Raw genomic sequence first — 25,581 nt, 5'->3', positions numbered from 1 at the left:
CGGTCCTGCTGTCGAGGTTGCGGTTGCCACGGCATTGCTCCCAAGCGGCCGCTCAGTTCGACGCCGAAGGTGCGGTGCGGCTGTCGACGGCGACGACGACGCTGAGGCCGGCGCGCAGCTTGCCTGTCTTCAGCACATCCGCCGGCACGTCGATGCGAACCGGGACGCGCTGCACGACCTTGGTGAAGTTGCCGGTGGCGTTTTCCGGCGGCAGCAGCGAGAACACCGCGCCGGATGCCGGCGCCAGCGACGAGACGGTGCCTTCGAAATCCTGGCCGTCGATCGCGTCGACCGAAATCCTGACCTTTTCACCAGGCACCAGCCGGGCAAGCTGGGTCTCCTTGAAATTGGCGACGATATAGAGCTTGTCCATCGGCACGATAACGGCGAGCTTCTGTCCGGGGCTGATCAGGTCGCCCTGCTCGACCGAGCGGTTGCCGACGACACCGTCATAGGGCGCGCGCAGCACGGTGAAGGACAGGTCGCGTGCGGCCTTGTCCCTGGCAAGCTGCAGCGACGCCAGCGTGCTTGCCGTCTCCGCGCGCTGCGCTTGGAGCACACCGATATTGGCCTCAGCCGCCGCGATCTGGGCGTCGGCACCGACAAGGGCGGCATTGGCCTGCTCGACCGCGGTCTGGGCATCGTCCAGTTGGGCCTGGGTGCCGACATGTGTCTTGAGCAATTGGGCGGCGCGCGCTTGGACACGCGCCGCATTGGCGGCGGCGGCCTGGTCGGCGGTCTTCTGCGCCTGCGCCTGCTCGAGCGAGGCGCGCGCCGCCTCGGTCTGGGCGTCGATACGATCGAGCGTCTTGCTCAAGGTGGCGATCTGCGCCTCGGCCTGGGCGACCGCTATTTTGTAGTCGCCATTGTCGACGACCAGCAGCGGGTCGCCGGCCTTGACCTGCTGGTTCTCGGTCACCTTGACCTGATCGACATAGCCGGAAATTTTCGGCGAAATGAACGCCATGTCGGCCTGGACATAGGCGTCGTCGGTGGAGATCATGAAACGCCCGTCGGTCCAGTAATCATAGCCATACCAGGCGCCTGCGCCCAGCAAGCCAAGCGCAAGGATCGGCAACAGAAAGGAGCGTGCCGAGCGTTTCTTTTTGGCCGGCGCCTCGGCCGGAGGGCTTGTTGCGGGTTCAGTCGGTGGGTTCGGCGCTTCGATTGCCGGCGCAACCTTGGCGTTGGGGAAGGGACGGACTTCGGCGGTTGGGGTCGCGTTCGAGGACATGGCATCTCTCTTGGCATCGCTAGAAACCGGGCATCAGACTGAACCGTTCGGTTCGATGTTGACGTTGACTTAGCGCGGTGAGAGGCCCATATCAAGGATGATCGAACCGATCGGTTCGAATTTTTTCGAGGTGTGACGTTATGACCGAGCCCGACAAGGACCAGTGCGATCTGCTGGATGGCCTGCGTCGCGGCCGCCCGGCGGCGGGACAGGACCCGGTCAAGCGCAACCAGATCATCGAGGGCGCGCGTCGTGTCTTCATCGACAAGGGCTTCGAAGCGGCGTCGATGAACGACATCACCCGCGAGGCCGGCGTTTCCAAGGGCACGATCTATGTCTACTTCGCCAACAAGGAAGAGCTGTTCGAGGCGCTGATCGAGGAAGAGCGCGGCACGATCTTCAAGAACATGTACGATCTGCTCGACCGCGCCGACGATCTTCGCGAGACGCTGGTGAAGTTCGGCAAGGTGCTGTCCCTCAAGATCACCTCGGCCAAGGTCGTCCAGGCGCAGCGCACCGTGATCGGCGCGTCCGACAGGATGCCCGAACTTGGTGCGCGTTTTTACGAACGCGGCCCGAAACGCGGCCACGACAAAGTCGTTGCTTTTCTCAATGCCGCCATCGAGCGCGGCCTGCTCGAGATCGACGATGTCGATCTTGCCGCCTATCAGTTCACCGAACTGTGCCTGGCGGGTCTTTTCCGTCAGTGCATATTCGCCTACCGCACCAAAGCCCCGAGCCAGGATGAAATCGACCACATCGTCAGGTCGGGCGTCGGCATGTTCCTGAAGGCTTACGGCACCGAAAGGCTTGCCACGGAAGAAAGCACCCAGACGATCGCCCTGGAGGCAAAGTCCTAGAGCATTTTGCAGCCAAGTGGAATCACTTGGCGTCGCAGAAATGCGGCTAAAAACAAATAGATAGAGCGGGATGCCAGTTCAATTTGAACGCATCCCGCTCTAGCCGCCATTGGCCGCCAGCACGATCGCCGCGCGCAATTCCTCGAGGCCCTCGTTTTTTTCCGACGACGTGGCGAGGACGAACGGAAACGCCGCCGGCCGCTTCTTGATCTTCTGCAGTGTCTCTTCGATCAATCGCGGCACGCCGGCCGCCTTGATCTTGTCGGTCTTGGTCAGCACGATCTGATAGGACACCGCCGCCTTGTCGAGCAGCGACAGCACTTCGTCGTCCTTGGCCTTGATGCCGTGGCGGGCGTCGATCAGCACGTAGACGCGCTTCAGGGTGACGCGGCCCTTGAGATAGTCGAAGACGAGTTTCGTCCAGTCGTCGACCTTTTCCTTGGGCGCAGTGGCGTAGCCGTAGCCCGGCATGTCGACCAGCGCCATCGGCGGCAGGTCGGCGCCTTCGCCGGAAAACCCGCCCGGAACGAAATAGTTGAGTTCCTGCGTCCGCCCTGGCGTATTGGACGTGCGCGCCAGTCCCTTCTGATTGACCAGCGCGTTGATCAGCGACGATTTGCCGACATTCGAGCGGCCGGCAAAGGCGATCTCCGGCGGTCCTTCCGGCGGCAGGAACTTCATCGCCGGCACGCCGCGGATGAATATCCACGGCCGCGTGAACAGCTCGATGCCGATCACGGACTTGTTCAACGCGTTCAAACCGCTGCCTCCAGAACAGAAATATCGGCGCCACGAATGGCATTGAGGTTGCGGCTGATCTTTTCCACCGGCCAATCCCACCACGCCGCCGCCAAAAGCCGCCGGATGGTCCTGTCGTCGAAACGCATCTTAACCACCTTGGCCGCATTGCCGGCGACGATCGCATAGGGCGCCACGTCATGCGTCACCACCGACTTTGCCGCAACGATGGCGCCATGGCCGATCGCCACGCCGGGCAGGATCGCCGCTTCCATGCCGATCCATACATCATTGCCGATCACTGTGTCGCCGCGCAATTCCTTCGACCAGGTCGCCGGATCGAAACCCTCTTCCCAGCCATGACCGAAGATGTTGAACGGATAGGTCGAAAAGCCGGACATGGCATGATTGGCGCCGTTCATGATGAAGCGCGCGCCCTCGGCGATGGCGCAGAACTTGCCGATGATCAGCCGGTCGCCGATGAATGGATAGTGATGAAGCACGCATCGCTCGGCGAATTTGTCCGGCCCGTCCGGATCGTCATAATAAGTGAAGTCGCCGATCTCGATGTTCGGCGCCGTGACCAGCCCCTTCAGGAAGCCGACGCGGCTATGCATCGGGATCGGGTGCTTGATGTTGGGGTTGGGTCCGATCATGGTCTGGCTCCATCGACGAAACAGCAGGTCAAATAGCGCGATCCGCCCGGCAGCACCGACCGCGTGCGCAGCGGATCATCCTTACCTGTTCATCGACGGGAACGCGCTCCTGAAACGACAGCGGAGCTTATAGGGCGCGGCGGCGTCTACCGCCGCGCCGGGCTTTCCTGGATTCGGCAGGCAGCGCCGTCTATTCCGCCGGCGACGGTTTCTTCCGGAACAGTGCGACCAGATTGTCCCACAATTCGATCTTGGCGCCCTGCCGCTTCATGATCACGCCTTGCTGGATGATCGAAAGCAGATTGTTCCAGGCCCAGTAGATGACGAGGCCGGCCGGAAAACCCGCCATCATGAACGTGAAGACCACCGGCATCCAGGTGAAGATCATGGCCTGCGTCGGGTCCGGCGGCGTCGGGTTCATGCGCATCTGCAGGAACATGGTCAGGCCCATGATCAGTGGCCAGACGCCGATCATCAACATATCCGGCAGCGCGATCGGGATGAGGCCGAACAGGTTGAAGATCGAGGTCGGATCGGGCGCCGCCAGATCCTGAATCCAGCCGAAGAACGGTGCGTGCCGCATCTCGATGGTGATGTAGAGCACCTTGTAGAGCGCAAAGAAGACCGGGATCTGCAGCGCCACCGGCCAGCAGCCGGCGAGCGGATTGATCTTCTCGGTCTTGTAGAGCTCCATCATCGCCTGTTGCTGCTTCATCTTGTCGTCCGCGTATTTCTCGCGGATCTCGAGCATCTTGGGCTGCACCTTCTTCATGTTCGCCATCGACGCGTAGGACTTGTTGGCGAGCGGATAGAAGGCGGCTTTGACGACGACGGTGGTGGCCAGGATGGCCAGGCCGAAATTGCCGAAGAATTTGTACATCGTGTCGATCAGATAGAACATCGGCTTGGTGATCCAGATGAACCATCCCCAGTCGATCAAGCGGTCGAACAGCCTGATGTTGCGGTCTTCGGCATAGGCGTTGACCTTGGCCACTTCCTTGGCGCCGGCGAAGATTTCGCTCTCAACCGTCGCCGACTGGCCGGCATCGACGGTGATCGGGTCGGTCAGGAAGTCGGCCTGGTAGCGCGGTCGGCCGTCCTCGAAATAGGCGTAACGCGGCTGGAACTGCTGCTTCTCGGTCGGCACCAGCGTCACCGCCCAGTATTTGTCGGTTATGCCCAGCCAGCCATCGGTCGACTTGCTCGGCGTGAACTGCTTGTCCTCCTCGATCGACGAATATGTGTGTTCCTGCAGGCCTTCCGTGCCGGTGACGCCGATCAGCCCCTCATGCAGCACATAGATGCTGGCAACGGCAGGCTTGTCGAAGCGGGTGACACGGCCGTAATTCGACAGGGTAACGGCGGCCGACCCCGAATTCTGCACCGTGTCCGACACGGTGAACATGTAGTCGCCGTCGACGGAGAAGGTGCGCTTGAAGGTCAGGCCCTTGTCGTTGGTGAAAGTCAGCGTGACCGGGGTCGCCGGGGTCAGCGTCGCATTGCCGTCGACGGTCCACACGGTTTCCGGGCCCGGCACCGTGCCGGTCTTGTCGCTGCCGATAAAGCCGATCTCGGCATAGTAGCCCGTAGGCAGCGCCGCCGGGTTGAGCAGTTCGATCTCGGGCGAGTTCTTGTCGACCGTCAGCCTGTAGTGCTTGAGCTTGAGGTCGTCGAGACGGGCGCCGGCGAGATTGATCGAGCCCTCCAGGCTCGGCGTGTCGATCCTGACGCGCTTCGTCGACGCCAGCGCCTGCTCGCGGCTGGCCAGCGTCGTGCCGTCGGTTCCCGGTGCATTGGGTGCATTAGGAATGGCGCCTTGCTGCGGCACCGGCGTTTCGCTGCCGCCCGGACTGGCGGCTTCGGCCGCCTTTTTCTGCTCCGCAATCCGCTGCTCTTCGATACGGGCTGCCTCGCGTTGCGCCTCGCTGTGCGGCAGCACGTAAAAATACTGCCAAAGCGACAGGATCAGCACCGACAGCGCGATGGTGATGAAGAAGTTCCGGTTGTTTTCCATCGAAAGCCTTGGCCTATCGTGTTCCGCGCAGTCGGCGTGAGAGTTCGGCCTTCAACTGACCGAACGGAATGGCAAGCACATCTTCGCGCCCGACGATGACATAGTCATTGCCTGGCTTCATGTCATCCGCGGCATGCGTACGCACGGCTTCTCTCAGCCGCCGCCGGATGCGGTTGCGGACGACTGCGTTGCCGACCTTCTTGGTGACCGTGTAGCCGACGCGAGGCGCCGCTGCGTCGCTGCGGTCGAGAACCTCGACGAGAAAAAGCCGCCCGCGGCGCTTTTCGCCACGCCGGACGGCCAGGAATTCCGCGCGCTTCAGAAGCCGCTTGGGATGTGCTCCCACTGGCTTGCCGGTTGCGGGCAACGATCTCGTCTTCCGTTCAGGCGCTGAGCCGCTTGCGGCCGCGGTTGCGGCGGGCTGCGACGACGCCACGACCACCCTTGGTGGCCATGCGGGCACGAAAACCATGCCGGCGTTTGCGGACGAGTTTGGACGGTTGGTAGGTACGCTTCATTTGTTTTAATACCGCGGGGTGCGGCCCTTCTTGATTCTGTCACTCTGTAACAGGAGCTTTGCCCGGCCGGCTTTGGCGCGATCGAAACCGCGCCGGGACGAATGGCCCGAGCGTGAGCGGGCTTATAGAAAGAAGGGTTTTGGAAGTCAATCCGGCCTCGACATTCCGGCGCCTCGGGCCAACGGCTGGCGTGTGGCCGAGGTCTGGGCGGTCTTATCCCTGATTGGGACGAAGGATGAAATTGGCAAAAAAGCCGCAATGGCCTAATCTTGGCCGATCAAGTGATCGTGAAAAAGCAGCATGAGTGAAATCCCATCCGCGGACGAAAGCACCGATCGGGCGACCGCAGCCGCCCGCAGGGTGCCGTTGTCGCGTGGATTGTCGACAAAGCTCCTGCTGCTCACCATCGTCTTCGTGCTCCTGGCCGAGGTCCTCATCTTTCTGCCCTGGATCGCCAGCTACCGGCTGAGCTGGCTGAAAGAGAGGCTGAGCACTGCTGCGGCCGTCTCGATCGTGCTGGTGCAGGGAGAGCCCGCCTCGCTGTCGCGCGCTGCCCAGAACGATGTGCTGATGGCGATCGGCGCCAAGGCGATCGCCGTGCGCGACGGCGGTGTCTCGCGGCTTCTGGTGGTGGCTGAGATGCCGCCGCACGTCGACGAGCATATCGACATTGCCAATGTCGGCCTGATCGAGGGCATGACCGGCGCCTTGGACACGCTGTTGTTCGGCGGCGAGCGGATGCTGCGCGTTTTCGGGCCGGTCGGCGACAGCGACAAGGAATTCGAGCTGATCATGCCCGACTACAGCCTGCGCAATGCCATGCTCATCTATTCGCGCAACGTCGCCTTCGTCTCGCTGCTGATCTCGCTGTTCACCGCCATGCTGGTCTATGCCGCCATAGACCTGATCATGATCGGCCCGATACGGACGATGACGCGCTCGATGCTGGCCTTCTCCGAGGCTCCCGACGACCCCGGGCGGATCATCCGCCCTGCTGCCCGCGCCGACGAAATCGGCGTTGCCGAGCGCGAGCTCTCGCAGATGCAGGAGCGGCTGCAAAAGATGCTCTCCGAGCAGAAGCATCTCGCCGACCTTGGCCTCGCCGTGTCGAAGATCAACCATGACATGCGCAATATCCTGGCGTCGGCGCAGCTGATGTCGGACCGTCTGCGCCAGGTCAAGGACCCGACCGTGCAGGCCTTCGCGCCAAAACTGCTGCGCGCGCTCGATCGTGCCGTATCCTATTCGGAAGGTGTGCTTGCCTATGGCCGCACCCAGGAGCCGCCGCCCTCGCGCCGCAGGCTCAGGCTGCGCCAGCTGGTCGATGACGTCCACGGCCTGCTCGACACCGAAGGCGGCATCGAATTCGTCAATGCCGTCGATCTGGCTTTCGAGGTCGATGCCGATTCCGATCAGCTTTTTCGCGTGCTCACCAATCTTTGCCGCAACGCCGTCCAGGCGATGGCGGCGGACGCGGAAAGCGCGGTGGTGCGTCGGTTGTCGGTGTCGGCCGAGCGCGTCGGCAGCGTCAGCCGCATCACCGTCACCGACACCGGCCCCGGCCTGCCGCCGAAGGCGCGCGAGAATTTGTTTGCGGCGTTCCGCGGCTCGGCCCGCAGCGGTGGCACCGGCCTTGGCCTGGCAATCGCCTATGAACTGATCCGCGCCCATGGCGGCACGGTGGAGCTTGTCGAAAGCAGAGGCGGCCGCACCACATTCGCGGTCACCATTCCCGACCAGCCGGTCCGGCTCGACCAGGCCCGCAACGGCCTGCGCCGTCCCGCCTGATCCGCGCCCGCCCGATCCTCGCCAAGGCACAACAGCAAAACTTTTGCCGGATCGGCTTGCTTTTCGGAAATTCAGTCGCTAGGGAACACGTCACATCGCGGCCGGTCGTCAAGGATCGGATCGCGGGCCATGCAAAGCATGACCTGTTGCGCGCCCGTAGCTCAGCTGGATAGAGCACCAGACTACGAATCTGGGGGTCAGGAGTTCGAATCTCTTCGGGCGCGCCAATAATCTCAATCAGTTAGCGGCGCGACACCGTTTCAAATCGGTTTTTGAAACGGTTTTGAACGGCCGGTTGCTTTTTTGTGTGATTTCGCGCGAGTGGCACTTCAGGAACCCGACGCTGTCGCGGCGGAGGCGGACGCATCCGAGGCGACGTTCAACTGCTTCGTCCGGCATGACCTTCGCGCATCATGAAAGCGACCACAGTACCGGACAGGAAAGTGAGGGCGGCGATCGAGGCAACCGCCCACGCCAGGCCGAAGAAGTCGGCGATCAGTCCCGCCGACAGCGCACCGATCGCGTAGCCGAGATCGCGCCAGAATCGGTAGACGCTGAGCGAGCGGGCGCGCCATGAAGGATGCGACGCATCCGATACCGCGGCGATCAGGCTCGGATAGACCATCGCCGTGCCCAGACCAAGCAGGAGGCTCGCCACCAGCCACCAGCCAAAATTCGAGGTCAGCGCCGTGAGAAAGAGCGCCGACGCCTGCACCCACATGCCGGCGACGATCAGGCCCTTGCGGCCCCATCGGTCGCTGAGCGGTCCCGTCACGACCTGCAGCACGCCCCAGGTGACGGGATAGACGGCCTTCAGAATGCCGATGCGCTCCACACCGAGCCCGCCGGCTGCGAAGAAGAGCGGAAAGATGCCCCAGCTCATGCCGTCATTGAGGTTGTTCACCAGCCCGGCCTGCGAAGCGGCAAAGAGGTTGCGATCCCGAAAGGAGGTCAACGCAAAGACCTCGCGGAAGGAAAGGGGTGAGGCCTCGCGCGGATGGTTCGCCAGTTCCGCACGCACATGATCGAGCGTGTCGCGCACGAGCAGGATCGAGAGCACCGTGCCCAGCACTGCGTAGCCGACGCCGAGATAGATCGGGATTGGTCGCAGACCGTAGCGACTGGCGAGATAGCCGGTGAGAAAGGCGGTGATCCCGACTGCGAGGTAACCGGCAAACTCGTTGAGCCCTACGGCGAGGCCACGCCCCTTCGGGCCGACAAGGTCGACCTTCATGATGACGGTCATCGACCAGGCGAAGCCCTGGCTGATGCCAAGCAGCGCGTTGGCGGCGATGACCCAGTTCCAGTTTGGCGCCCAAATGATCATGAAGGGCACCGGCAGGCCGAACAGCCAGCCGATAACCAGCACGCGCTTGCGCCCCCATTTGTCGGCGAGCTGTCCGGAGACAAGGTTGGCCAGCGCCTTGACGACGCCGAAGCTGACGATGAAGGAGACGACCAGCGTGGTCGAGGCGAGCCCGAATTCCTCTGAGCCGATCAACGGCACGACGGTGCGTTCGATGCCGACCATGCCGCCGACGAATGCATTGATAAGCACAAGCAGCGCGAACTGCCGCCAGTTTGCCTTGAGACCGAGGCTCACTGCTGGCGCCGCGATCGTTGTCATGCGGCACCGGCATTGATGGCTCGGGTGCGTGCGGCCATCACTACATCAATCCCGTTCGGGAGCCGTCAGAGCCGGAGCCAAGGCTGCTAAGCGATTGAAGGGGCTTCTCGGCCACGGACTTGTCTCCTCGGGGGCCGTGTGATACGCATCATTCAATAATTATGTTGAATGAACTAGCGTGGCTGCTACCCTGATGTCAATCCGCAATCCGAAGCAGGCACTTTACCAGCAGTTCGCGGTTGTCGCGAAGGCTCTGGGCAATCCGCAGAGGCTGGAACTGATCGAGCAACTCGCGCAGGGTCCGCGCAGCGTGGAAGCCTTGGCCGCCAAGCTTGCGCGTCCGGTGGCGAATGTCTCGCAGCATCTCCAGGCGATGCGCCGCGCCGGTCTGGTGGCGTCAGAGCGCGATGGCAAGTTCGTCAACTACCGGCTCGCAGATGAAAGCGTACTTGCCGCCTTCGCCTCCATTCGAGTCGTTGCCGAGCGGCATTCGGCCGAGGTCGAACGCATCGTGAGGGGCTATTTCGACCGGCGCGACGATATGGAGCCCGTGTCCCGGGAAGAGCTGGCCGCGCGAATGAAAGACGGACTCGTTACAGTCATCGACGTCCGACCGCCCGATGAGTTTGCGCTCGGACATCTGCCCGGCGCGATCAACGTCCCCCTCGGCCAACTCCAGCAGCGGTTGTCCGACCTCGAGGCGAAGCCCGAGATCGTCGCCTACTGCCGCGGACCGTGGTGCGTGATGTCGTTCGAGGCGGTCGCATTGCTGCGTGAGCACGGCTTCCGCGCACGCCGCATGGAAGATGGCCTGCCCGAATGGCGTGACGCGGGCTTAGCTGTCGAGGCTTGATCGACTTCAACTTCAAAGTCCCCTCACTCAGTCCTTTTTGCCGTAGCAAGGTTGACACATCAAGTTAGTCCGTGCTAACGCGTTAGTAGTGACTAACGTGAACAACAGCTGGACCGCCCTGGGCGACCCCACCAGGCGCACGATCTTCGAACTCTTGGTCGAGCATCCGCGTTCGGTTACCGAGTTGGCGCGTGCCCTGCCGGTGACCCGGTCGGCGGTCTCGCAGCATCTGAAGGTGTTGAAAGAGGCAGGGCTCGTTGCAGACACGCCGGCTGGCAAGCACCGCATCTACCGCGTCGAACCCGACGGGCTGGCGGCGCTTCGCACAGAGCTCGACCGGTTCTGGATGAAGACGCTCGCTGCCTTCAAGCAAGCTGTCGAACAACCGCGAAAGGAGTGAAAAAATGAACACGCAAGCAGCAGACACCTTGATAAGGCACTCGATCGTGGTCGATGCGCCGATCGAGCGCGCCTTCGAGGTCTTCACGGAGGATTTTGGCAAGTTCAAGCCCAGGGAGCACAATCTGCTCGCCGTGCCGATCGCCGAGACCGTGTTCGAGCCGCGCGTCGGCGGCCATATTTATGATCGGGGCGCCGACGGCAGCGAGTGCCGCTGGGCGCGCGTGCTGGCTTTTGAGCCGCCGCACCGTGTGCTGCTCAGTTGGGACATCAGTCCGCAATGGCGGTTGGAGACCGATCCGAACAAGGCAAGCGAGTGGGAAGTCCGCTTCACTGCCGAGACGGCTAATCGGACCCGCCTGGATCTCGAGCATCGCAAACTGGAGCGCCACGGCGCCGGCTGGGAAAGCGTGCGCGATGGTGTCGCCGCCGATCAAGGCTGGCCGCTCTACCTGCAGCGATACGCCGACCTGTTCGGGCGTCGGGCCTGACGGCCACATCCGCAAGCAGCGGACCGAATCCGGTCTCGCGGCCTGCAATCCCATAAGCTCAGGAATTATTCGCGGTGGCGACACTGCCGCGAATAACATCCCTTCCCTACCCGGAGCCCGACAAGCGTAGGCGCATTAATCACACCGACCAGCATGCCCAACGCCGCTTCGGATGCGGGGACGGCTCCGGACGAAGCAGATGATGGCTGACGAAGGTCAGAACGGTATAGGCCACAATGGTCACGCATTTGTGAGCTGTATGATAAGCCTATTCGGGATTATGGGTCTAATCTTGAAGCGTGCGTCGTCTTAAATGTCAGGCGTAGTAGTCCCTGCAATGGCCGCCGCTCAGGAATAATGCTGATGGAACGCAAGCTCGCGGCAATCATGGCCGCCGATATCGTCGGCTACAGCCTGCTGATGGCTGAAAACGAGGCTTCCACCTACGCGAAGCTGCGCGCTGTTTTTGATGAGCTCATTGACCCGACCACTGCCCGCCATGGCGGGCGCATCGTCAAGACGGCGGGAGACGGCTTTCTCGCCATGTTTCCCAGCGTCAACGAAGCGGTCGATGCGGCGTTGGCCATACAGGAGGGCTTCGACAAGGGCCCGTTCGAGCTGCGCATCGGCATCAATCTTGGCGATGTCATCGAAGATGACGGCGACGTATACGGCGACGGCGTCAATGTGGCCGCCCGTCTTGAGGCCATGTGCGATCCGGGGCAGATATTCGTCAGCGGCGCCGTGGTGATGGCGGCCGACCGCAACAGCGCGGACAGGTTCGTCCGCATCGGCCGCAGGCGGGCCAAGAACATTCCCGAACTTCTCAACGTCTACCGCGTAAGGCGCGCGGGCTCTGCGTGGTCGCCATGGCGGCACGTGCCGCAGGTGCTGCGCAGCACCGCCGCCCGCTGGTCTTATGGCATAGCCGCCATAGCCCTCATCCTCATCGGCACCCAAATCCAGCCGCTCCCCCTGGCAGCCATGGTCAGCCGCATCCCGGCGGTCTTGTCGATGGATCAGGGCCGCGCCGACCCCCGGCCGTCAGTGGCGGTCATGCCTTTTGCCGCGATGAGCGGCAGCGGCGAGCAATCGTATTTCGCGGACGGACTGGCCGAGGATGTGACGACAGCCCTTGCCCGCAATTCAGAGCTGCAGGTCATCGCGCGCGATTCCACCTACGCCGTGCACGGGCAGGGTATGGACGTGCGCAAGCTCGGGGCGAAGCTCGGCGTCGATTATGTGGTTGAAGGCAGCGCCCGCCGTGAAGGCGACCAGCTTCGCGTGTCGGCGCAGCTGATCGATGTAAAGACAGGCGCGCATCTGTGGTCGCGCAGTTTTGACCGCCAGGTCGCCGACGTGTTCACCGTCCAGAGCGAGCTGACCACTGAAATCGTCGCGCAGATCGCGCCCTATATCGGCAGGAGCGAGGCGGCGGCGGCAGCGGAACGCCCGACCGACAATCTGCAGGCCTATGACCTCGTGCTGCAGGCCCGCAACCGCTACCGGCACGGCGGCGATGACCCGCAGGACATTCTGGAGGCGCGGGGCCTCTACCAGCGCGCCCTTGAAATGGACCCGTCCTATGCGGCCGCCCGCGCAGGCCTCGCGCTGACCTTTATTGCCAGCGTGGCGCAGAGCGGTGACGGCCGGGAAAACGCGCCGGAACTCCATCTTGGGCTTAGCGAAGCTCGGCAGGCGGTCCGTCTCGACCCCAATCTTGGCCTTGGCTATCAGGTCATCAGCTTCGGGCTTGCCCTGCAGGGCGACTATTCAGGCGGCTTGCAGGCCGCACGTCGCGCTGTGGAGCTCAACCCCAACGATCCCGACAGCATGATGGCGCTTGCAAAGGCGCAGGTTCGCTTCGGGGAATATGATGATGCCGTCGCCAACGCAGAGCGGGCCCGCCGCCTTCATCCGATGGCGCCCGAGTACTACGCCTATGTGCACGGGCAGGCGCTCTACGCGGCTGACCGCCGCGACGAGGCTTCCGCCGTCATAGAAGAATGCCTGATCCGGGCGCCGCGCGATGCAAACTGCCTTCTGATTCAGGCCGCTTTGCAGAGCGCGGGCGGCGAGGTCGAGGCAGCCCAGCAGACGATGGCAAGGCTGGTCGAGGCGCATCCGGCATTCTCGCTGGAAGCAGAGCGCGCTTACCGCCGGTTCGGTGACAGGCCGCTGATGGAAGAGTTCCTGCAGGACCTCGCAAAGGCCAAGGCTCCTGAGTCCGCCTGACAGTTTTTACAGAGCGACTTCAATCATATAGCGGTGCCCAGTTTCATCCATTTGAACGCGCCAATTTTTGCCATTCCACGCCGGTACGTTGGCGGGTGGAGGAAGTTACGAGCAGCCTATGACCGACGCAGCACGTCCTGCCATTCGAGATGACGGTCGATCTGCGCTTTTGCGAACGGACAAAGCGGAATGATGGCGACCCCTTCGCGCCGGGCATCCTCGACGGCCTGGCGTACCAGTCGCTCGCCGACCTTGCGGCCGCGCAACGCCGCTGGAACTTCGGTATGGTCGATGATGATCAACCCTTCGCCGGCCCGGCTATAGGTCATCTCAGCTTCGATGCCGTCGACGAGCATCCGGTAGCGTCCCTTCGATGCGGTATCCTCCCGCTCGACCTTTTCGACGGTCAAGGGAGAGGCAGGGCCTGGCTGCTCGGCGTCATGCGGCCGCGCCTGACCCCGCCGCCCCGGCATGCAGTCCAGCAGGTCGCGGTCCCATCTTCCGAGATCGGCCGCAGCGTCGTAGGTCGAGACGAGAAACTCCATAAGCGCCGCGTCGGGATTTGCAGCCGACTGAACGGCATCGTACGGCAGGATGAATTCCGATAGGCCCTCATGCCAGAACGCGCCCTCGGGCCGGACCGAGGCGCCCCGGAAGCCACTCGGCGCCGGATAGGCGTAGGCGTAGAAGGCGGGGTAATCGATGCCGCCACCGCCGGGCCAGAAACCGGCTGAGCAGACCTCGCGGTCGTAGGCTTCCTGTGCCACATCGTTGGGCAATGAAGGAATGCCGCCGGGATGGAGAGGCGCGCGCCGCCCTGAAAAGCGGGTGACGGCCAGGTCAAAACTGCCCCAGAACAGGTGAACGGGACTGGACTTGCCAAGAAAGGAGGTCCGGAACCGATTGAATACCCTGTCGACCGCCACCGATGCGTGATGGAAGCGCTGAACTGCTTCCCGGTCATAGGGCCGGTCGCGATGATCTTCGGTGAACGGCACGGGATTGGGCACCTCGTTCGGATTGCCGTTAAAGGTCGGCGTGCCTCCAAATTCGGAAATCAACTGCACGAAATTCGCGTGGAACGCCGCGACTGTGGATGGCCCGAGCGCAAACGATGCCATGCGACCATTGCCGCATGCGCCGACAACCATATGGTTCCGAAGGTCGAAGAGGATCTCGATGCCCGGGCCGTCGGGGATAGGCGAGGAGGTCAGGCCGAGCGGCGTGACATAGAAGGTCGCGTTCCAGGAATGGTTGAGCCACGGGGTATGAGCAAGGCGATATTTCCCGGCGATCTGCAAATAGAGATGCAGGGCCGAACACGTCTCGCGCCAGCCGAGGTAATCCAGGTGGGGCCACTTGTTGCTCATTGTGCTTTCTCCATTCAGAAACATATCCGGCACGCGACGCGTCATCTCGTCTGAACCGCCCGGGTCAGTGCACCCAGGCGACCTCGTTCTAGCGCCGGTCATTCTTAGCGCCGGTCAGTCCGGTACGGAATGTGCTCATCTCGGTCATCGATCGGGAGATCGAAACATCCCTTGCCCCAGCCCTCGGCGCGCCATTCGGCCTTCGCTTCTTCGATGCGGTCCTTCGAGGAGGCGACGAGTTCCACCAGATATAGCGCGGTCCGCTGAGCGTTGCGCCGCTGCCCGGTTCGATTGCTGGGTTCCAACTCATGCGCGTCATCCTCACTTAGGCCGTCCAGACAGCCTCGCCCTTGCCGATGCGAATGCCCGATTTCGACTAATCCGAACCGCGAGCGGGAAGAGCGCTTTCGGCCGACAAATGCCTAAACTGGCGAGCGACCGTCTGCCCAACTAGTCCTGTGATACGTCTAGCTGTGTCGCAGCAAGTGGAACGTGCGGGCGATGTCGCCGAACGCGACGGCTCGCAGTAGTGCGACCGTCGAACACGGTTCCTTGACAATGCTTTGAACCGTTCGCGTTCTAACGATCAACTCCCCAAAGATCCGGGTTCTGTTTGAAATACTCGATCAGCAACTCGGTGAGCACCCGCACTTTCCGCGTGGGATGCTGACCCGGCGGGCGGACGACATATGCGGCCCCCGGAGGTACCGGATAGCGTGTCATGATCGGGACCAGCGCGCCGGAGGCCACATATTCATGCGTGATGCAATCAGGGAGCCAGGCGATGCCGAGACCTGCCACTGCGGCGGCGGCAAGCGCCGTGGCGCTGTCAGCCTTGAACCTGCCCTGCGGCTGGACCGTAACAATCTTGTCGCCATCCATGAACTGCCAGGCTTCTGTTCCCTGCATGAGCGCCTGATGGGTGACGAGTTCGTCCGGAGACTCGGGTGACCCGTGCGCCTTGATGTAATCCGGGCTCGCGACAAGCTTTCCATGGATCGGCCCGACGCGCTTCGCGACCAGGTTGGAGTCGTGAAGGTAGGCGCCCCGGACCGCGCAATCGAAACCCTCTGCGATGAGATCGACGAAGCGATCGCTGTAGGAAGTATGGATGTGAAGTTTCGGGTGCAGACGCGCCATTTCCGCGAGCACGGGGGCGAAGTGGGTCGCGCCGAAAGTAAGCGGCATGGCAACCCTCAGGCGGCCGCGCAGCTCACCGGTCGGGAGAATCGTTTCCCTGGCCGTGTCGATCTCGGCGCTCGCCCGGGCCGCATGATCCCTGAAAGTGGTTCCCGCTTCGGTGAGCGCGGCGCCGCGGGTCGTTCGTGCAAGCAGCTGGACGCCAAGCTCTGCTTCTATCCGGAAAAGTCGCCGACTGACGATCGATTTGGAGACGCCGAGCCGGCGCGCTGCGGCCGATACGCCCCTTGCATCGGCCACTGCGACAAATGTCTGTAGATCTTCGATGTCCAATCGACGTTCCTCATTTCGCGACACAGCTTGCCTGACTATGGCACTACCCCATCACCCAAAGGAACAGCAAATTGCGCCAAGGCAACGTCGCCCGCCGGCGCATGTCTCCGCGTGAACCCATTGCCGCCCACAACGGCAGAGAAAGGAAGTCTTGATGACCCCCCGTAACGGCCTTGATTCGCTTCTTCGTCCCGAAGACTCGGTACTCGTTCTGATCGACCACCAGCCTTACCAGCTCACGAACCTGAACAGCCACGACCCGCATATGGCGGTCAACAATGCTGCGGGTCTGGCGAAGGCTGCCAAGGCATTTAGCGTACCGACCATCCTCACGAGCGTGCTCGCTGGCCGAGGCGGGCTCATCTTTCCGCAGATCACCGACGTCTTCCCTGGCCAGGAGGTGATCGACCGGATGCTTATCAACATGTGGGAAGACCAGAAGGTCGTCGACGCGGTCAAGAAGACCGGCCGCAAGCAGTTGATCATCGCCGGTCTGTTCACGGAGATCTGCGTCGCGATGCCGGCGATCCAGGCTGCTGGCGAAGGATGGGACGTCACGGTCATCACGGACGCCTGCGGCGGTGTGTCGGTTGAAGCCCATGAGGTGGCGATCCAGCGCATGATCGCGGCCGGCTGCAACATGATGACCTGGATGGCGCTCGCGTGCGAATGGCAGCGCGACTACACGAGGGCCGAGACCCTGCCTGCATTGATCGAGCTCCTCAAGGATCACATGGCCGGCAGCGGCATGGCGTACCTGTGGGAGCAGCAGCTGCTCAACACGCCGGTGCCGAGCGAAGGCTGATCCGGGCCGGGATGGCGAGCTTTTCGGTGAGCGTCGGGATCGATCCGTTTGCCGGCCCTCGCCATCCTCGTCCTGCAGAGAAGCCCCTGCAATGTCGCGAACAGTTTCCGATGCACGCAAATGCCGCACCCGCTTGCCCGGCTGGCCCGAAATCATCGTTGGCCTCGCCTGCCTCTCCGTTGTGGCGATAGGCGGGGACGTCGGCCTGGTTCGACCGGACATGGACCCGGTTCCGCTCGGCCTCATCCTGGCTGCGCTGTCAGGCGTTGGCGGCATGGCCGGTTTTTTGGCGGCTTTCCCGCAGCCGTCATCTCTGACGCTGGGGATTAGCCACAGGCCATCATGCATTCGTCATCCTAGGGCGAAGCAAGGAGCGCAGCGACGCGGCGAAGACCCTGGGATCCATGCCGTTACCTCGGAGCGTTGCTGCGGTGCAGAACCTTTGATCGCCGAGGGACAGCGCCCCCCTCTGTCCTGCCGGGCATCTCCCCCACTTGGGTCCCACTTGGGGGAGATCGGCCTTCATCAATGATTTCGCCAACCACCAACCTTGCAAAAAGAACGCTGTCCGCGAACTGCCAATCTCCCTCCTTGTGGGGAGATGCCGAGTCTTGGGCAAAGAGGGCAGGACAGAGGGGGCGCGAAGGATCGCTACAGGGCGCTTTTATTCTGGGCCGCCGCATTCCTCGGCGGATGTCACGACCCATTGGACCTCAACAGGACTGCATTGCCTCAACCCGAGAAGCGGAGCGCATCGACGAGCAGGGCGAAAGCCGGCGACGCTTGGCGACGGCTTGGATAGTAGAGGTGGTATCCCGGCCAGGGCGGTGACCACTCATCCAGCACCCGCATCAGGCGGCCGCTTTCCAGATGACGCTCCGCGACATCCTCCGGCACATAGGCGAGGCCGAAACCAGCCAGCGCCGCCTCGAGAATCTCGAGGGTGCCATTGAGGACGATCTGGCCGTCCACCCGCACCTTCAGCTCGCGACCATCGCGCTCGAAGTCCCAGGCCCAAAGCCCGCCATTGATGGAAAAGCGCTGGTTGATGCAAACGTGTTCGGTCAGCTCCTGCGGCGTCGTTGGCGGCGGCCGCCTGGCGAAATACGACTTCGTCCCGACGACGGCGAAGCGGATGTCCGGTCCGACGCGCACCGCGATCATGTCTTTTGCAACACGCTCTCCCATTCGCACGCCCGCGTCGAACCGTTCGGCAGCAATATCCGTCAGTGCGTTGTCGAGGAAGACCTCGACCGTGACGTCGGGATAGTCCGGCAGGAGCTTCGCCAGCTTCGGCCAGATGACGGCGTTGAACGCGTGATCGCTTGCCGTGAGGCGAATGGTGCCGGCGGGCTTCTCCCGCAATTCGCTCAACGCCTCGACCTCGGCCTCGATCTCCTCAAAGCGCGGGCCGATATTGCGTAGCAGCCGCTCGCCGGCCTCTGTAGGCGAAACGCTGCGGGTCGTTCTCGTCAGCAGCCGAATGCCCAGGCGCTCTTCCAGATCGCGAACCGTGTGGCTGAGCGTGGACTGCGAAATTCCGAGCTGCGCAGCGGCGCGCGTGAAGCTGCCCTCCCGCGCAACCGCCAGAAAGGCCAGAAGCATATCGAGTCGTCCGCGCTGCATTTATGGTTCCGCCCCATAAGTTTGGGCGGATTATACGGACTAATCGAGCGAACTGCACACACTCAATCGATCGCGATTGCCGAGAGCACCGCAAATTCCGGACGGTGGCGCGAACCCCGTCTGAGCAATGACGATGAAGCAAGAACCGGCGGCAGTTCATTCGCGTCGCTGCCATTCATGGCCCCGACCGATAGGTCCTATCGGGGAGCGGGCGCTAATCAAGGCGCCTCAAGCGCCCTATGCTTTTAGCGTCGCACACGCACCCAGCGTGTCTTCGGGCCGGGGGCCATCCATATCTTGGGCCGCGAATTTGGCGGATCATCACGAAAGCGACAATCGACATGTCTGATAGCCAAAGAACTTCGACAGCCAGTTCGGACATAACGCGCCGGGAGCTCATGCAAGCGGCTGCTGTGACTGGCGGTGCTCTTTTAGGAGAACAATTCGTGCCCGGAGCTATATCTCCGGCGCTGGCACAGGCTGCTGGCGCCGCGACGGCGCCGCTCGATGTGTCGCTGCGCATCAACGGGACGGAGCACCGGCTTTCGCTCGACCCGCGCACGACGCTGCTGGATGCGCTGCGCGAGCACCTGCATCTGACGGGCTCGAAGAAGGGCTGCGGCCTCGGCCAATGCGGCGCCTGCACGGTGTTGATGGATGGCATGCGCGTGAAGGCGTGCCTCTCGCTCGCGGCGCTCGCTCAGGGCCGCGAAATCAAAACCATCGAAGGATTGGCGCAGGGCGATGAGCTCCACCCGTTGCAGGCGTCCTTCATCGAGCGCGATGCCTTCCAGTGCGGCTATTGCACGTCGGGGCAGATCATGGCCGGCGTCGCCTGCATCAGCGAAGGCCATGCCGGGTCGCCGCAGGAGATCCGCGAATGGATGAGCGGCAATCTGTGCCGTTGCGGCGCCTACGACCATATCGTCGCGGCCATCCAGGACGCGGCCGCCGTGTCTAACTCGACGCAGGAAGGCTGAGCCATGCATCCCTTTGTGCTCGAACGTCCGCGCGACCTTTCCGCTGTCCTCGCCCTCGGCGCCCAGGCCGGCCGCAATGATGCGCCGGTCGAATACATCGCCGGCGGCACCGACATGGTGCAGCTTCTGCAGGAGAATGTCCGCCGACCGGATCGGCTTGTGAGCCTCGCGGGAGTTCTCGACGACGGCATCGAGATCGGTCCGCAAGGCCTGAGGCTTGGCGCCGCCGCCACGATGGCGGAGGTGGCCGCCCATCAAGCTGTGGTCGAGCAGTTCCCTCTGATATCCCAGGCGCTGCTGAATTCGGCGAGCCCGCAGGTCCGCAACCAGGCGACCATGGGCGGCAATCTGCTTCAGCGCACACGCTGTCCCTACTTTCGCGATGTCGGCTACGAGGCATGCAACAAGCGCGTGCCTGGCTCCGGCTGCGCCGCATTGGACGGCGAGAACCGCTGGCACGCAGTGCTCGGCACGAGCGACGACTGTATCGCCGTTCACCCGTCGGACCTCGCGGTTGCCCTGGTGGCGCTCGATGCGTCGGTCGAGCTCCGAGGAGCTGGCGGTGACCGTTCCGTGCCGCTCTCCGATCTTCATCGCCTTCCCCGCGATACGCCGCACCTCGAAACCGTCCTGAAACCGGGCGAAGTGATCACCGCGATCACGGTCCCGGCCAGGGCGGCAGGACTGCGGTCTCACTATCTCAAGGTACGCGATCGCGCCTCCTTCGAGTTCGCCGTGGTCTCGGCCGCAGTCGCAATCGAGACGGATGGCGCTCGCATCCGGCAGGCCCGCGTAGCGCTCGGCGGCGTTGGAACGAAACCCTGGCGCCTGTCGAACGTCGAGACCGCGCTCGCCGGCGCCGACTTCGAGCCAGCGGTGCTCCGCCAGGCGGCGGCGCTCGCAGCAGACGGCACACGGGGTCGCGGCGACAACGGTTTCAAGATCGAACTCATGCAGCGCGCCATCGTGCGTGCGGTCGAAATCGCGGGAGCACGCGCATGACTGCTGCCTTGATCGGAAAATCCGTCAGCCGCGTCGATGGCCGCCTGAAAGTTACCGGCGCCGCGACCTATGCCGCCGAGTTCGAGGTACCCGACCTCGCCCATGCCGCCGTCGTCAGGAGCATTGTCGCGAACGGCCGCATTGCATCCATCGACACGGCGGAGGCCGAACGGGCGCCCGGCGTAATCGCGGTTGTGACGCACCGCAACGCGCCCAGGCTCGCCTACCAGCCGCATAAGGGCCTCCCCGACGCAGCCGTTGGCGAGCGCCTGCATGTGCTGCAGGACGACCGAGTGACCCACCAGGGCCAGCCGATCACGCTGGTGGTCGCCGAGACGCTTGAACAGGCGGTTTACGCGGCGGAGGTCGTGCGGGTTACCTACCGGCACGAAGCGGCGGCCACCGACATGGAAAGCGTCGATCCAGTTCTGCCTACCGGGAAACCGGCGGAGTGGGAGATACGGCGAGGCCAACCCGACAGCGCCTTCGAACAAGCGGAATTCCGGGTCGACCAGACCTATGTGATCCCGCGCGAGAACCACAATCCGATAGAGATGTTCGCCACCATTGCCTCATGGCAGGGCGACAGCCTGACCCTGTGGGACAAGACACAATGGGTGCACAACGTCGCCGAGGAGATCGCCGCCGTGTTCGGCATCGCTGCCGAGAACGTGCGTGTCATCTCGCCCTTCGTCGGCGGCGCGTTTGGTTCGGCGCTGCGCTGCTGGCCGCATGTCACGCTCGCCGCGCTGGGCGCCCGTGTAGCCGGACGGCCAGTCAAGCTGGTGCTGTCGCGGCGCGAAATGTATTACGGCGTCGGCTACCGTCCTCACACGGTGCAGCGGGCCGCGCTTGGCGCCTCCCGTGACGGCCAGCTCCAGGCCATCCGGCACGAGGGCCACCAGGAGACCTCGACCTACGAGGAGTTCACCGAGGCGCTGCTCAGCGCGACCCGGTTCCTGCACTCCTGCCCGAACGTCCACACGCGCCATCGCATCGCGCCGATGAACGTCCACACGCCGACCTACATGCGCGCGCCCGGTGAGGCGAGCGGCATCTATGCCCTCGAATCGGCCATGGACGAGTTGGCGGTCGCGCTGAACATGGATCCCGTCGAACTGCGGTTGCGCAACGAGCCGGACCGGGACGAATTTAGGGATCTCCCGTTCTCGAGCCGATCGACGAAAGAGTGCTACCGGGCCGCCGCCGAGCGTTTCGGGTGGGCACAAAGGAACGCCGCGCCGCGCTCCATGCGCGACGGGCGCTCGCTGATTGGCTGGGGCATGGCCAGCGCCACCTATCCGATGAACTATGCACCCGCCTCGGCCATGGCCCGGCTCTTGCCGGACGGCACTGCCGAAGTGATGAGCGCAGCGAGCGACATGGGACCCGGCACATGGACATCGATGACGCAGGTCGCGGCGGACACGCTGGGCCTGCCGATCGAGCGGGTCAAGTTCACGCTTGGCGACACCCGCCTGCCGCGCGCCCCTATCCACGGCGGTTCCATGACCATGGCGAGCGTCGGCAGTGCGGTGCAGGCGGCTTGCCGCAAGGCGCGCGGCGACGCGCTGGCACGCGCCGGCGCCAACGATCTCGAAGAGGCCATGGAGCGTCTCGGCCAAGTCATCGAGGCAACGGCCGACGTCGCTCCCGGAGATGAGACGAAGCGGTTTTCCATGCACGCCTTTGGCGCCGTGTTCGTGGAGGTGGCCGTCGATCCCGATCTCGGCGAGACGCGCGTGCGGCGCATGGTCGGCGCCTATGGCGCCGGCCGCGTCGTCAACCCGAAGATCGCCCGCAGCCAGTGCATCGGCGGGATGATCGGCGGCATCGGCATGGCGCTCATGGAGCACTCGATTGTCGACCCCCGCAACGGGCGCGTCACCAATGCCAATCTCGCCGAATACGCCGTGCCGGTGCACGCCGACGCGCCGCCTGTCATGGACGTGATCTTCGTCGATGAGCACGACCCGCACGTGAACCCGCTCGGCGTGAAGGGCCTCGGCGAGATCGCGCTGGTCGGCGTCGCGCCAGCGATCGCCAATGCCATTTTCCACGCTACCGGAAAGCGCATCCGCGAACTGCCGATCACGCCGGGCAAGCTGCTCTGATCCATCTCGTCGAAAACGAAGGGGCTTGAGACATGATCATCACCCGCAGAGACGTCCTTGCCGCGACGAGTGCTTTCGCCGCTGTGGCTGCAGCAGGCCAGGTTGGCGCAGCCTCTGTCCAAGGAAGGAATGAGACAATGAAGATCACGCGAGTTGGATCACAGCCGTCCGGCCCCGGGCCGGCCGATTACTTTACCGGGACCGTGCGCATCGATGCGCTCTTCCAGGCGCCCGAGCCGGCGCGCGTTGGTGGCGCCAGCGTCACGTTCGAGCCTGGCGCCCGCACCGCGTGGCACACGCACCCACTCGGCCAGACGCTGATCGTCACGGCCGGTCTCGGCCGGGTCCAGCGCGAAGGCGCGCCAGTAGAAGAAATCCGGCCAGGTGACGTCGTCTGGATTCCGCCTGGCGTGAAGCATTGGCACGGCGCGTCTGCGACCACGGCGATGACGCATCTCGCTATCCAGGAATCGCTTGATGGCAAGCCGGTCGAATGGCTGGAGAAAGTCAGCGACGAACAATACCGCAGCTGAACGTCGGCGGCACCCGGCGTCTCGCGCGTTGCGGGGTCTCGCTGCTCCGAAATCTTATGGAGCACGCTGCCGACTCGGCACCGATCGCGGCTGCGCATGCGCTCTTCCTTCTCCCCTTGTGGGAGAAGGTGGCCTTGCGAAGCGAGGTCGGATGAGGGGTGTTCCAGCTTGGCTCTGCCGCACTCCGTCCAGCACCCCTCAACCGTCTTGGCGCTGCGCGCCAATCCACCTTCTCCCACAAGGGGAGAAGGAAAGTTCACGCATCGATCCACGCAATGAACGCTTGACCTCAAGTTAACTTGAGCTTGTAGCATTGGCTTGCACGGATCGAAGGAGCATCGGCAATGCTGACGAACATGGATTTCCACGGACTTCGCGTAGCGGTCACGGGTGGCACGTCCGGTCTCGGACTGGCGCTTGTGCGGCAGCTCGCCGGGCAGGGTGCGAGCGTCGCCTTCGTCGCACGCACTGCCGCGGACGTCGAGCGCATCGCTGACGAGACGGGCGCACACGGCATTGTCGGCGACCTCGGCAAAAAGCACGACATCTACCCGATCGCGTTGCAGGTCACCGCCAGCCTCGGCGGGCTCGACGTCCTTATCAACAATGCATCGAGCCTCGGGCCGGTGCCGCTTGCGCTGCTTGCCGACACCGAGTGCGAGGATCTGGAAAAAGCGCTTGCGGTTAATCTCGTCGGCGCGTTTCGCCTGACCAAAGCGCTGTTCGGTGCGCTTGCCACGTCGGCGCGCGAGGGCCGTGGCGCGCTGGTGATCAACATCTCCAGCGACGCGGCGGTGAACGCCTATCCTGGCTGGGGCGCGTATGGTGCGAGCAAGGCCGCTCTTGCCCATCTGACGGCGATCTGGGACGAGGAGGCGAAAGACGATGGCATAAGGTTCCTCGCGCTCGACCCCGGCGATATGGACACCCCGCTGCACGCGCTGGCGCTTCCTGACGCCGATCCGGCCACCTTGAAGCAACCCGATCTGGCAGCTGCCGAGATCATCGAAACGATGCTTGACGCCTTGCCGGCTGGCGCAGCACTTCGCGCCGGGGCACGTGGATGATTGCCGCCGACCATCCGGATCGGCGCTCCGCCAGGCTGTTGGTCGTCAAGGCGGACGGCGCGATGACCGACCTGCCGCGCGCCGACCTCGCGAAGCTGTTCGAGCCCGACGACCTGGTCGTCGCCAATGACGCCGCGACCTTGCCTGCCAGCTTGCACGGCACGCATGTCCCAAGCAGTGAAGCGATCGAGATCCGCCTGGCGGGCTGGCTGTCACTTGCCGATCCAACGCGTTTCGTGGCGATTGCCTTCGGCGCGGGCGATCACCGCACGCGCACCGAAGATCGGCTGCCTGCCCCTCCACTGTCACCGGGCAATCGCCTCCGGCTCGGCCCGCTTGAAGCCGTTGTGGAGCGCCTTCTCGACCATCCCCGCCTTCTCGAGCTGCGCTTCTTGGGCAACCGCGCAGCTGTGCTTGCAGGACTGGCGCAGCACGGCCGGCCGATCCAATACGCGCATGTTCCCGAGCCGTTGGCACTTTGGGATGTTTGGACGAAGATTGCCGCCCGGCCGATCGCGTTCGAGGCGCCATCGGCAGGCTTTGCGCTCGACTGGCGCACGCTTCAAAGCTGGCGGCGGCATGATGTCGGCTTCGCAACACTCACCCATGCCGCGGGCATTTCCTCCACCGGGGACCACGCGCTCGACTCGCGCCTTCCCTTCGACGAGTTATACCGCATCCCCGAGCACACAGCGGCGCAGGTCGCGCGGGCGAAGCTGCGCGGCAGCCGCATCATCGCGGTCGGCACGAGCGTCGTGCGCGCGCTTGAGGCGGCCGCCAATCCCGATGGCAGCGTGCGTGCAGGAAATGGGATTGCGACGGGCCGCGTCGCGCGGGGCACGCCGCTTCGCGTGGTCGATGCGATTCTCACAGGCGTCCACCAGCCGGGCGAAAGCCATTTCGAGCTCCTGCGCGCCTTTGCCGACGATGCTCGGCTCGCCGAGGCCTCCGCAGCCTTCGCCGCGCACCGATACCGCGCGCATGAGTTCGGCGATTCCATGCTGCTCAATCGGCAACCCCTGGATTGGTCGCACGACCCGAACCGTGCGCGAGACGCAGCCTCCACTCTATAGGCGATCCGATGATCTTAGTTTCCAAGGCTTCTGGGAAAACAATGTTTTAACTAAACAATTGATTTAAAACGACTATATTGACATTAGCAACTACGAATCTGGGGATCAGGAGTTCGAATCTCTTC

The 25,581-nt window shown here is 63.6% G+C and carries 23 protein-coding genes, 1 tRNA gene and 1 pseudogene; 14 read left to right on the top strand and 11 right to left on the bottom strand.

The window, feature by feature from the left end; translation table 11 throughout:
- Positions 1-52: 52 nt before the first annotated feature.
- Positions 53-1,234, bottom strand: a complete 1,182-nt coding sequence (locus AC0L3H_RS05410) for an HlyD family secretion protein (protein ID WP_473507915.1) — start codon at positions 1,232-1,234, stop codon at positions 53-55.
- 140 nt (positions 1,235-1,374) lie between these two features.
- Between AC0L3H_RS05410 and AC0L3H_RS05405 the strand changes: the two genes are divergently transcribed.
- Positions 1,375-2,094: a TetR/AcrR family transcriptional regulator gene (locus AC0L3H_RS05405; RefSeq protein WP_091596422.1), complete on the top strand. Its 720-nt coding sequence runs from the start codon at positions 1,375-1,377 to the stop codon at positions 2,092-2,094.
- 99 nt (positions 2,095-2,193) lie between these two features.
- Here the strand turns inward: AC0L3H_RS05405 and yihA are convergent, their stop codons facing one another.
- From yihA to rpmH, 5 genes are all read right to left on the bottom strand, one after another.
- A complete protein-coding gene (yihA, locus tag AC0L3H_RS05400; RefSeq protein WP_023801587.1) occupies positions 2,194-2,853 on the bottom strand; it encodes a ribosome biogenesis GTP-binding protein YihA/YsxC in 660 nt (219 codons plus the stop codon).
- Positions 2,850-3,488, bottom strand: a complete 639-nt coding sequence (locus AC0L3H_RS05395) for a CatB-related O-acetyltransferase (protein ID WP_091596428.1) — start codon at positions 3,486-3,488, stop codon at positions 2,850-2,852. The genes yihA and AC0L3H_RS05395 overlap by 4 nt, the downstream gene beginning before the upstream one ends.
- Before the next feature lie 190 nt (positions 3,489-3,678).
- Complete coding sequence (gene yidC, locus AC0L3H_RS05390) at positions 3,679-5,502, bottom strand: membrane protein insertase YidC (protein WP_287220359.1); 1,824 nt, start codon at positions 5,500-5,502, stop codon at positions 3,679-3,681.
- Positions 5,503-5,515: 13 nt separating this feature from the next.
- The gene (gene rnpA, locus AC0L3H_RS05385; RefSeq protein ID WP_128175793.1) at positions 5,516-5,869 is read right to left on the bottom strand and encodes a ribonuclease P protein component; all 354 of its coding nucleotides are present in this window, start codon (positions 5,867-5,869) and stop codon (positions 5,516-5,518) included.
- 16 nt (positions 5,870-5,885) lie between these two features.
- Positions 5,886-6,020 (bottom strand): 50S ribosomal protein L34, encoded by a 135-nt coding sequence (gene rpmH, locus AC0L3H_RS05380; RefSeq protein ID WP_008833937.1) that lies wholly within the window; start codon positions 6,018-6,020, stop codon positions 5,886-5,888.
- A gap of 300 nt (positions 6,021-6,320) precedes the next feature.
- Here rpmH and AC0L3H_RS05375 point away from each other — a divergent pair, with 300 nt between their 5' ends.
- A complete protein-coding gene (locus AC0L3H_RS05375) occupies positions 6,321-7,808 on the top strand; it encodes an ATP-binding protein (protein ID WP_091596434.1) in 1,488 nt (495 codons plus the stop codon).
- A gap of 150 nt (positions 7,809-7,958) precedes the next feature.
- A tRNA-Arg gene (locus AC0L3H_RS05370) sits at positions 7,959-8,035 on the top strand.
- A 152-nt stretch (positions 8,036-8,187) separates the two neighbouring features.
- Here the strand turns inward: AC0L3H_RS05370 and AC0L3H_RS05365 are convergent.
- Entirely contained in the window at positions 8,188-9,435 is a 1,248-nt protein-coding gene (locus AC0L3H_RS05365) for an MFS transporter (protein ID WP_473584747.1), read from the bottom strand.
- Positions 9,436-9,628: 193 nt separating this feature from the next.
- On the opposite strand from AC0L3H_RS05365, the gene AC0L3H_RS05360 reads away from it, so the two are divergent.
- The 4 genes from AC0L3H_RS05360 (at position 9,629) to AC0L3H_RS05345 (ending at position 13,413) form a co-directional block, all read left to right on the top strand.
- Complete coding sequence (locus AC0L3H_RS05360) at positions 9,629-10,288, top strand: ArsR/SmtB family transcription factor (RefSeq protein ID WP_473584746.1); 660 nt, start codon at positions 9,629-9,631, stop codon at positions 10,286-10,288.
- Between the two features lie 88 nt (positions 10,289-10,376).
- A complete protein-coding gene (locus tag AC0L3H_RS05355) occupies positions 10,377-10,688 on the top strand; it encodes an ArsR/SmtB family transcription factor (RefSeq protein ID WP_236378022.1) in 312 nt (103 codons plus the stop codon).
- Between the two features lie 4 nt (positions 10,689-10,692).
- Complete coding sequence (locus AC0L3H_RS05350; protein WP_473584745.1) at positions 10,693-11,178, top strand: SRPBCC family protein; 486 nt, start codon at positions 10,693-10,695, stop codon at positions 11,176-11,178.
- 363 nt (positions 11,179-11,541) lie between these two features.
- Positions 11,542-13,413, top strand: coding sequence for an adenylate/guanylate cyclase domain-containing protein (locus AC0L3H_RS05345; RefSeq protein ID WP_473584744.1), 1,872 nt, complete (start codon positions 11,542-11,544; stop codon positions 13,411-13,413).
- A gap of 116 nt (positions 13,414-13,529) precedes the next feature.
- Here AC0L3H_RS05345 and AC0L3H_RS05340 read toward each other — a convergent pair whose 3' ends face one another.
- The 3 genes and pseudogenes from AC0L3H_RS05340 to AC0L3H_RS05330 all read right to left on the bottom strand — a co-directional run bounded on the left by AC0L3H_RS05340 (position 13,530) and on the right by AC0L3H_RS05330 (position 16,256).
- Positions 13,530-14,783 (bottom strand): DUF5996 family protein, encoded by a 1,254-nt coding sequence (locus AC0L3H_RS05340; RefSeq protein WP_473584743.1) that lies wholly within the window; start codon positions 14,781-14,783, stop codon positions 13,530-13,532.
- 104 nt (positions 14,784-14,887) lie between these two features.
- Positions 14,888-15,060 (bottom strand): annotated as a pseudogene (locus tag AC0L3H_RS05335) (pirin-like C-terminal cupin domain-containing protein); the annotation flags it as partial.
- 302 nt (positions 15,061-15,362) lie between these two features.
- Entirely contained in the window at positions 15,363-16,256 is an 894-nt protein-coding gene (locus AC0L3H_RS05330; RefSeq protein ID WP_473584742.1) for a LysR family transcriptional regulator, read from the bottom strand.
- 154 nt (positions 16,257-16,410) lie between these two features.
- Between AC0L3H_RS05330 and AC0L3H_RS05325 the strand changes: the two genes are divergently transcribed.
- Positions 16,411-17,061, top strand: coding sequence for a hydrolase (locus AC0L3H_RS05325; protein WP_473584741.1), 651 nt, complete (start codon positions 16,411-16,413; stop codon positions 17,059-17,061).
- A gap of 732 nt (positions 17,062-17,793) precedes the next feature.
- On the opposite strand, the gene AC0L3H_RS05320 is transcribed toward AC0L3H_RS05325, so the two are convergent.
- Complete coding sequence (locus AC0L3H_RS05320; protein WP_027152090.1) at positions 17,794-18,687, bottom strand: LysR family transcriptional regulator; 894 nt, start codon at positions 18,685-18,687, stop codon at positions 17,794-17,796.
- Between the two features lie 341 nt (positions 18,688-19,028).
- Here AC0L3H_RS05320 and AC0L3H_RS05315 point away from each other — a divergent pair, with 341 nt between their 5' ends.
- From AC0L3H_RS05315 to AC0L3H_RS05290, 6 genes are all read left to right on the top strand, one after another.
- Positions 19,029-19,667: a (2Fe-2S)-binding protein gene (locus AC0L3H_RS05315; protein ID WP_027152089.1), complete on the top strand. Its 639-nt coding sequence runs from the start codon at positions 19,029-19,031 to the stop codon at positions 19,665-19,667.
- A gap of 3 nt (positions 19,668-19,670) precedes the next feature.
- Complete coding sequence (locus AC0L3H_RS05310) at positions 19,671-20,669, top strand: FAD binding domain-containing protein (protein ID WP_473584740.1); 999 nt, start codon at positions 19,671-19,673, stop codon at positions 20,667-20,669.
- On the top strand, positions 20,666-22,783 hold the full coding sequence (locus tag AC0L3H_RS05305) for a xanthine dehydrogenase family protein molybdopterin-binding subunit (protein ID WP_473584739.1): 2,118 nt from the start codon (positions 20,666-20,668) through the stop codon (positions 22,781-22,783). Before AC0L3H_RS05310 ends, AC0L3H_RS05305 begins: the two co-directional genes overlap by 4 nt.
- A 137-nt stretch (positions 22,784-22,920) precedes the next feature.
- Positions 22,921-23,316, top strand: a complete 396-nt coding sequence (locus tag AC0L3H_RS05300) for a (R)-mandelonitrile lyase (RefSeq protein WP_473584738.1) — start codon at positions 22,921-22,923, stop codon at positions 23,314-23,316.
- A 344-nt stretch (positions 23,317-23,660) separates the two neighbouring features.
- Positions 23,661-24,383 (top strand): SDR family NAD(P)-dependent oxidoreductase, encoded by a 723-nt coding sequence (locus tag AC0L3H_RS05295; protein ID WP_473584737.1) that lies wholly within the window; start codon positions 23,661-23,663, stop codon positions 24,381-24,383.
- The gene (locus tag AC0L3H_RS05290; RefSeq protein ID WP_473584736.1) at positions 24,380-25,456 is read left to right on the top strand and encodes an S-adenosylmethionine:tRNA ribosyltransferase-isomerase; all 1,077 of its coding nucleotides are present in this window, start codon (positions 24,380-24,382) and stop codon (positions 25,454-25,456) included. Before AC0L3H_RS05295 ends, AC0L3H_RS05290 begins: the two co-directional genes overlap by 4 nt.
- The last annotated feature ends 125 nt before the right edge of the window (positions 25,457-25,581 follow it).

It is taken from the genome of Mesorhizobium sp. WSM4816, from assembly GCF_055811535.1.
This window is presented reverse-complemented; position numbering and strand designations above follow the sequence as displayed.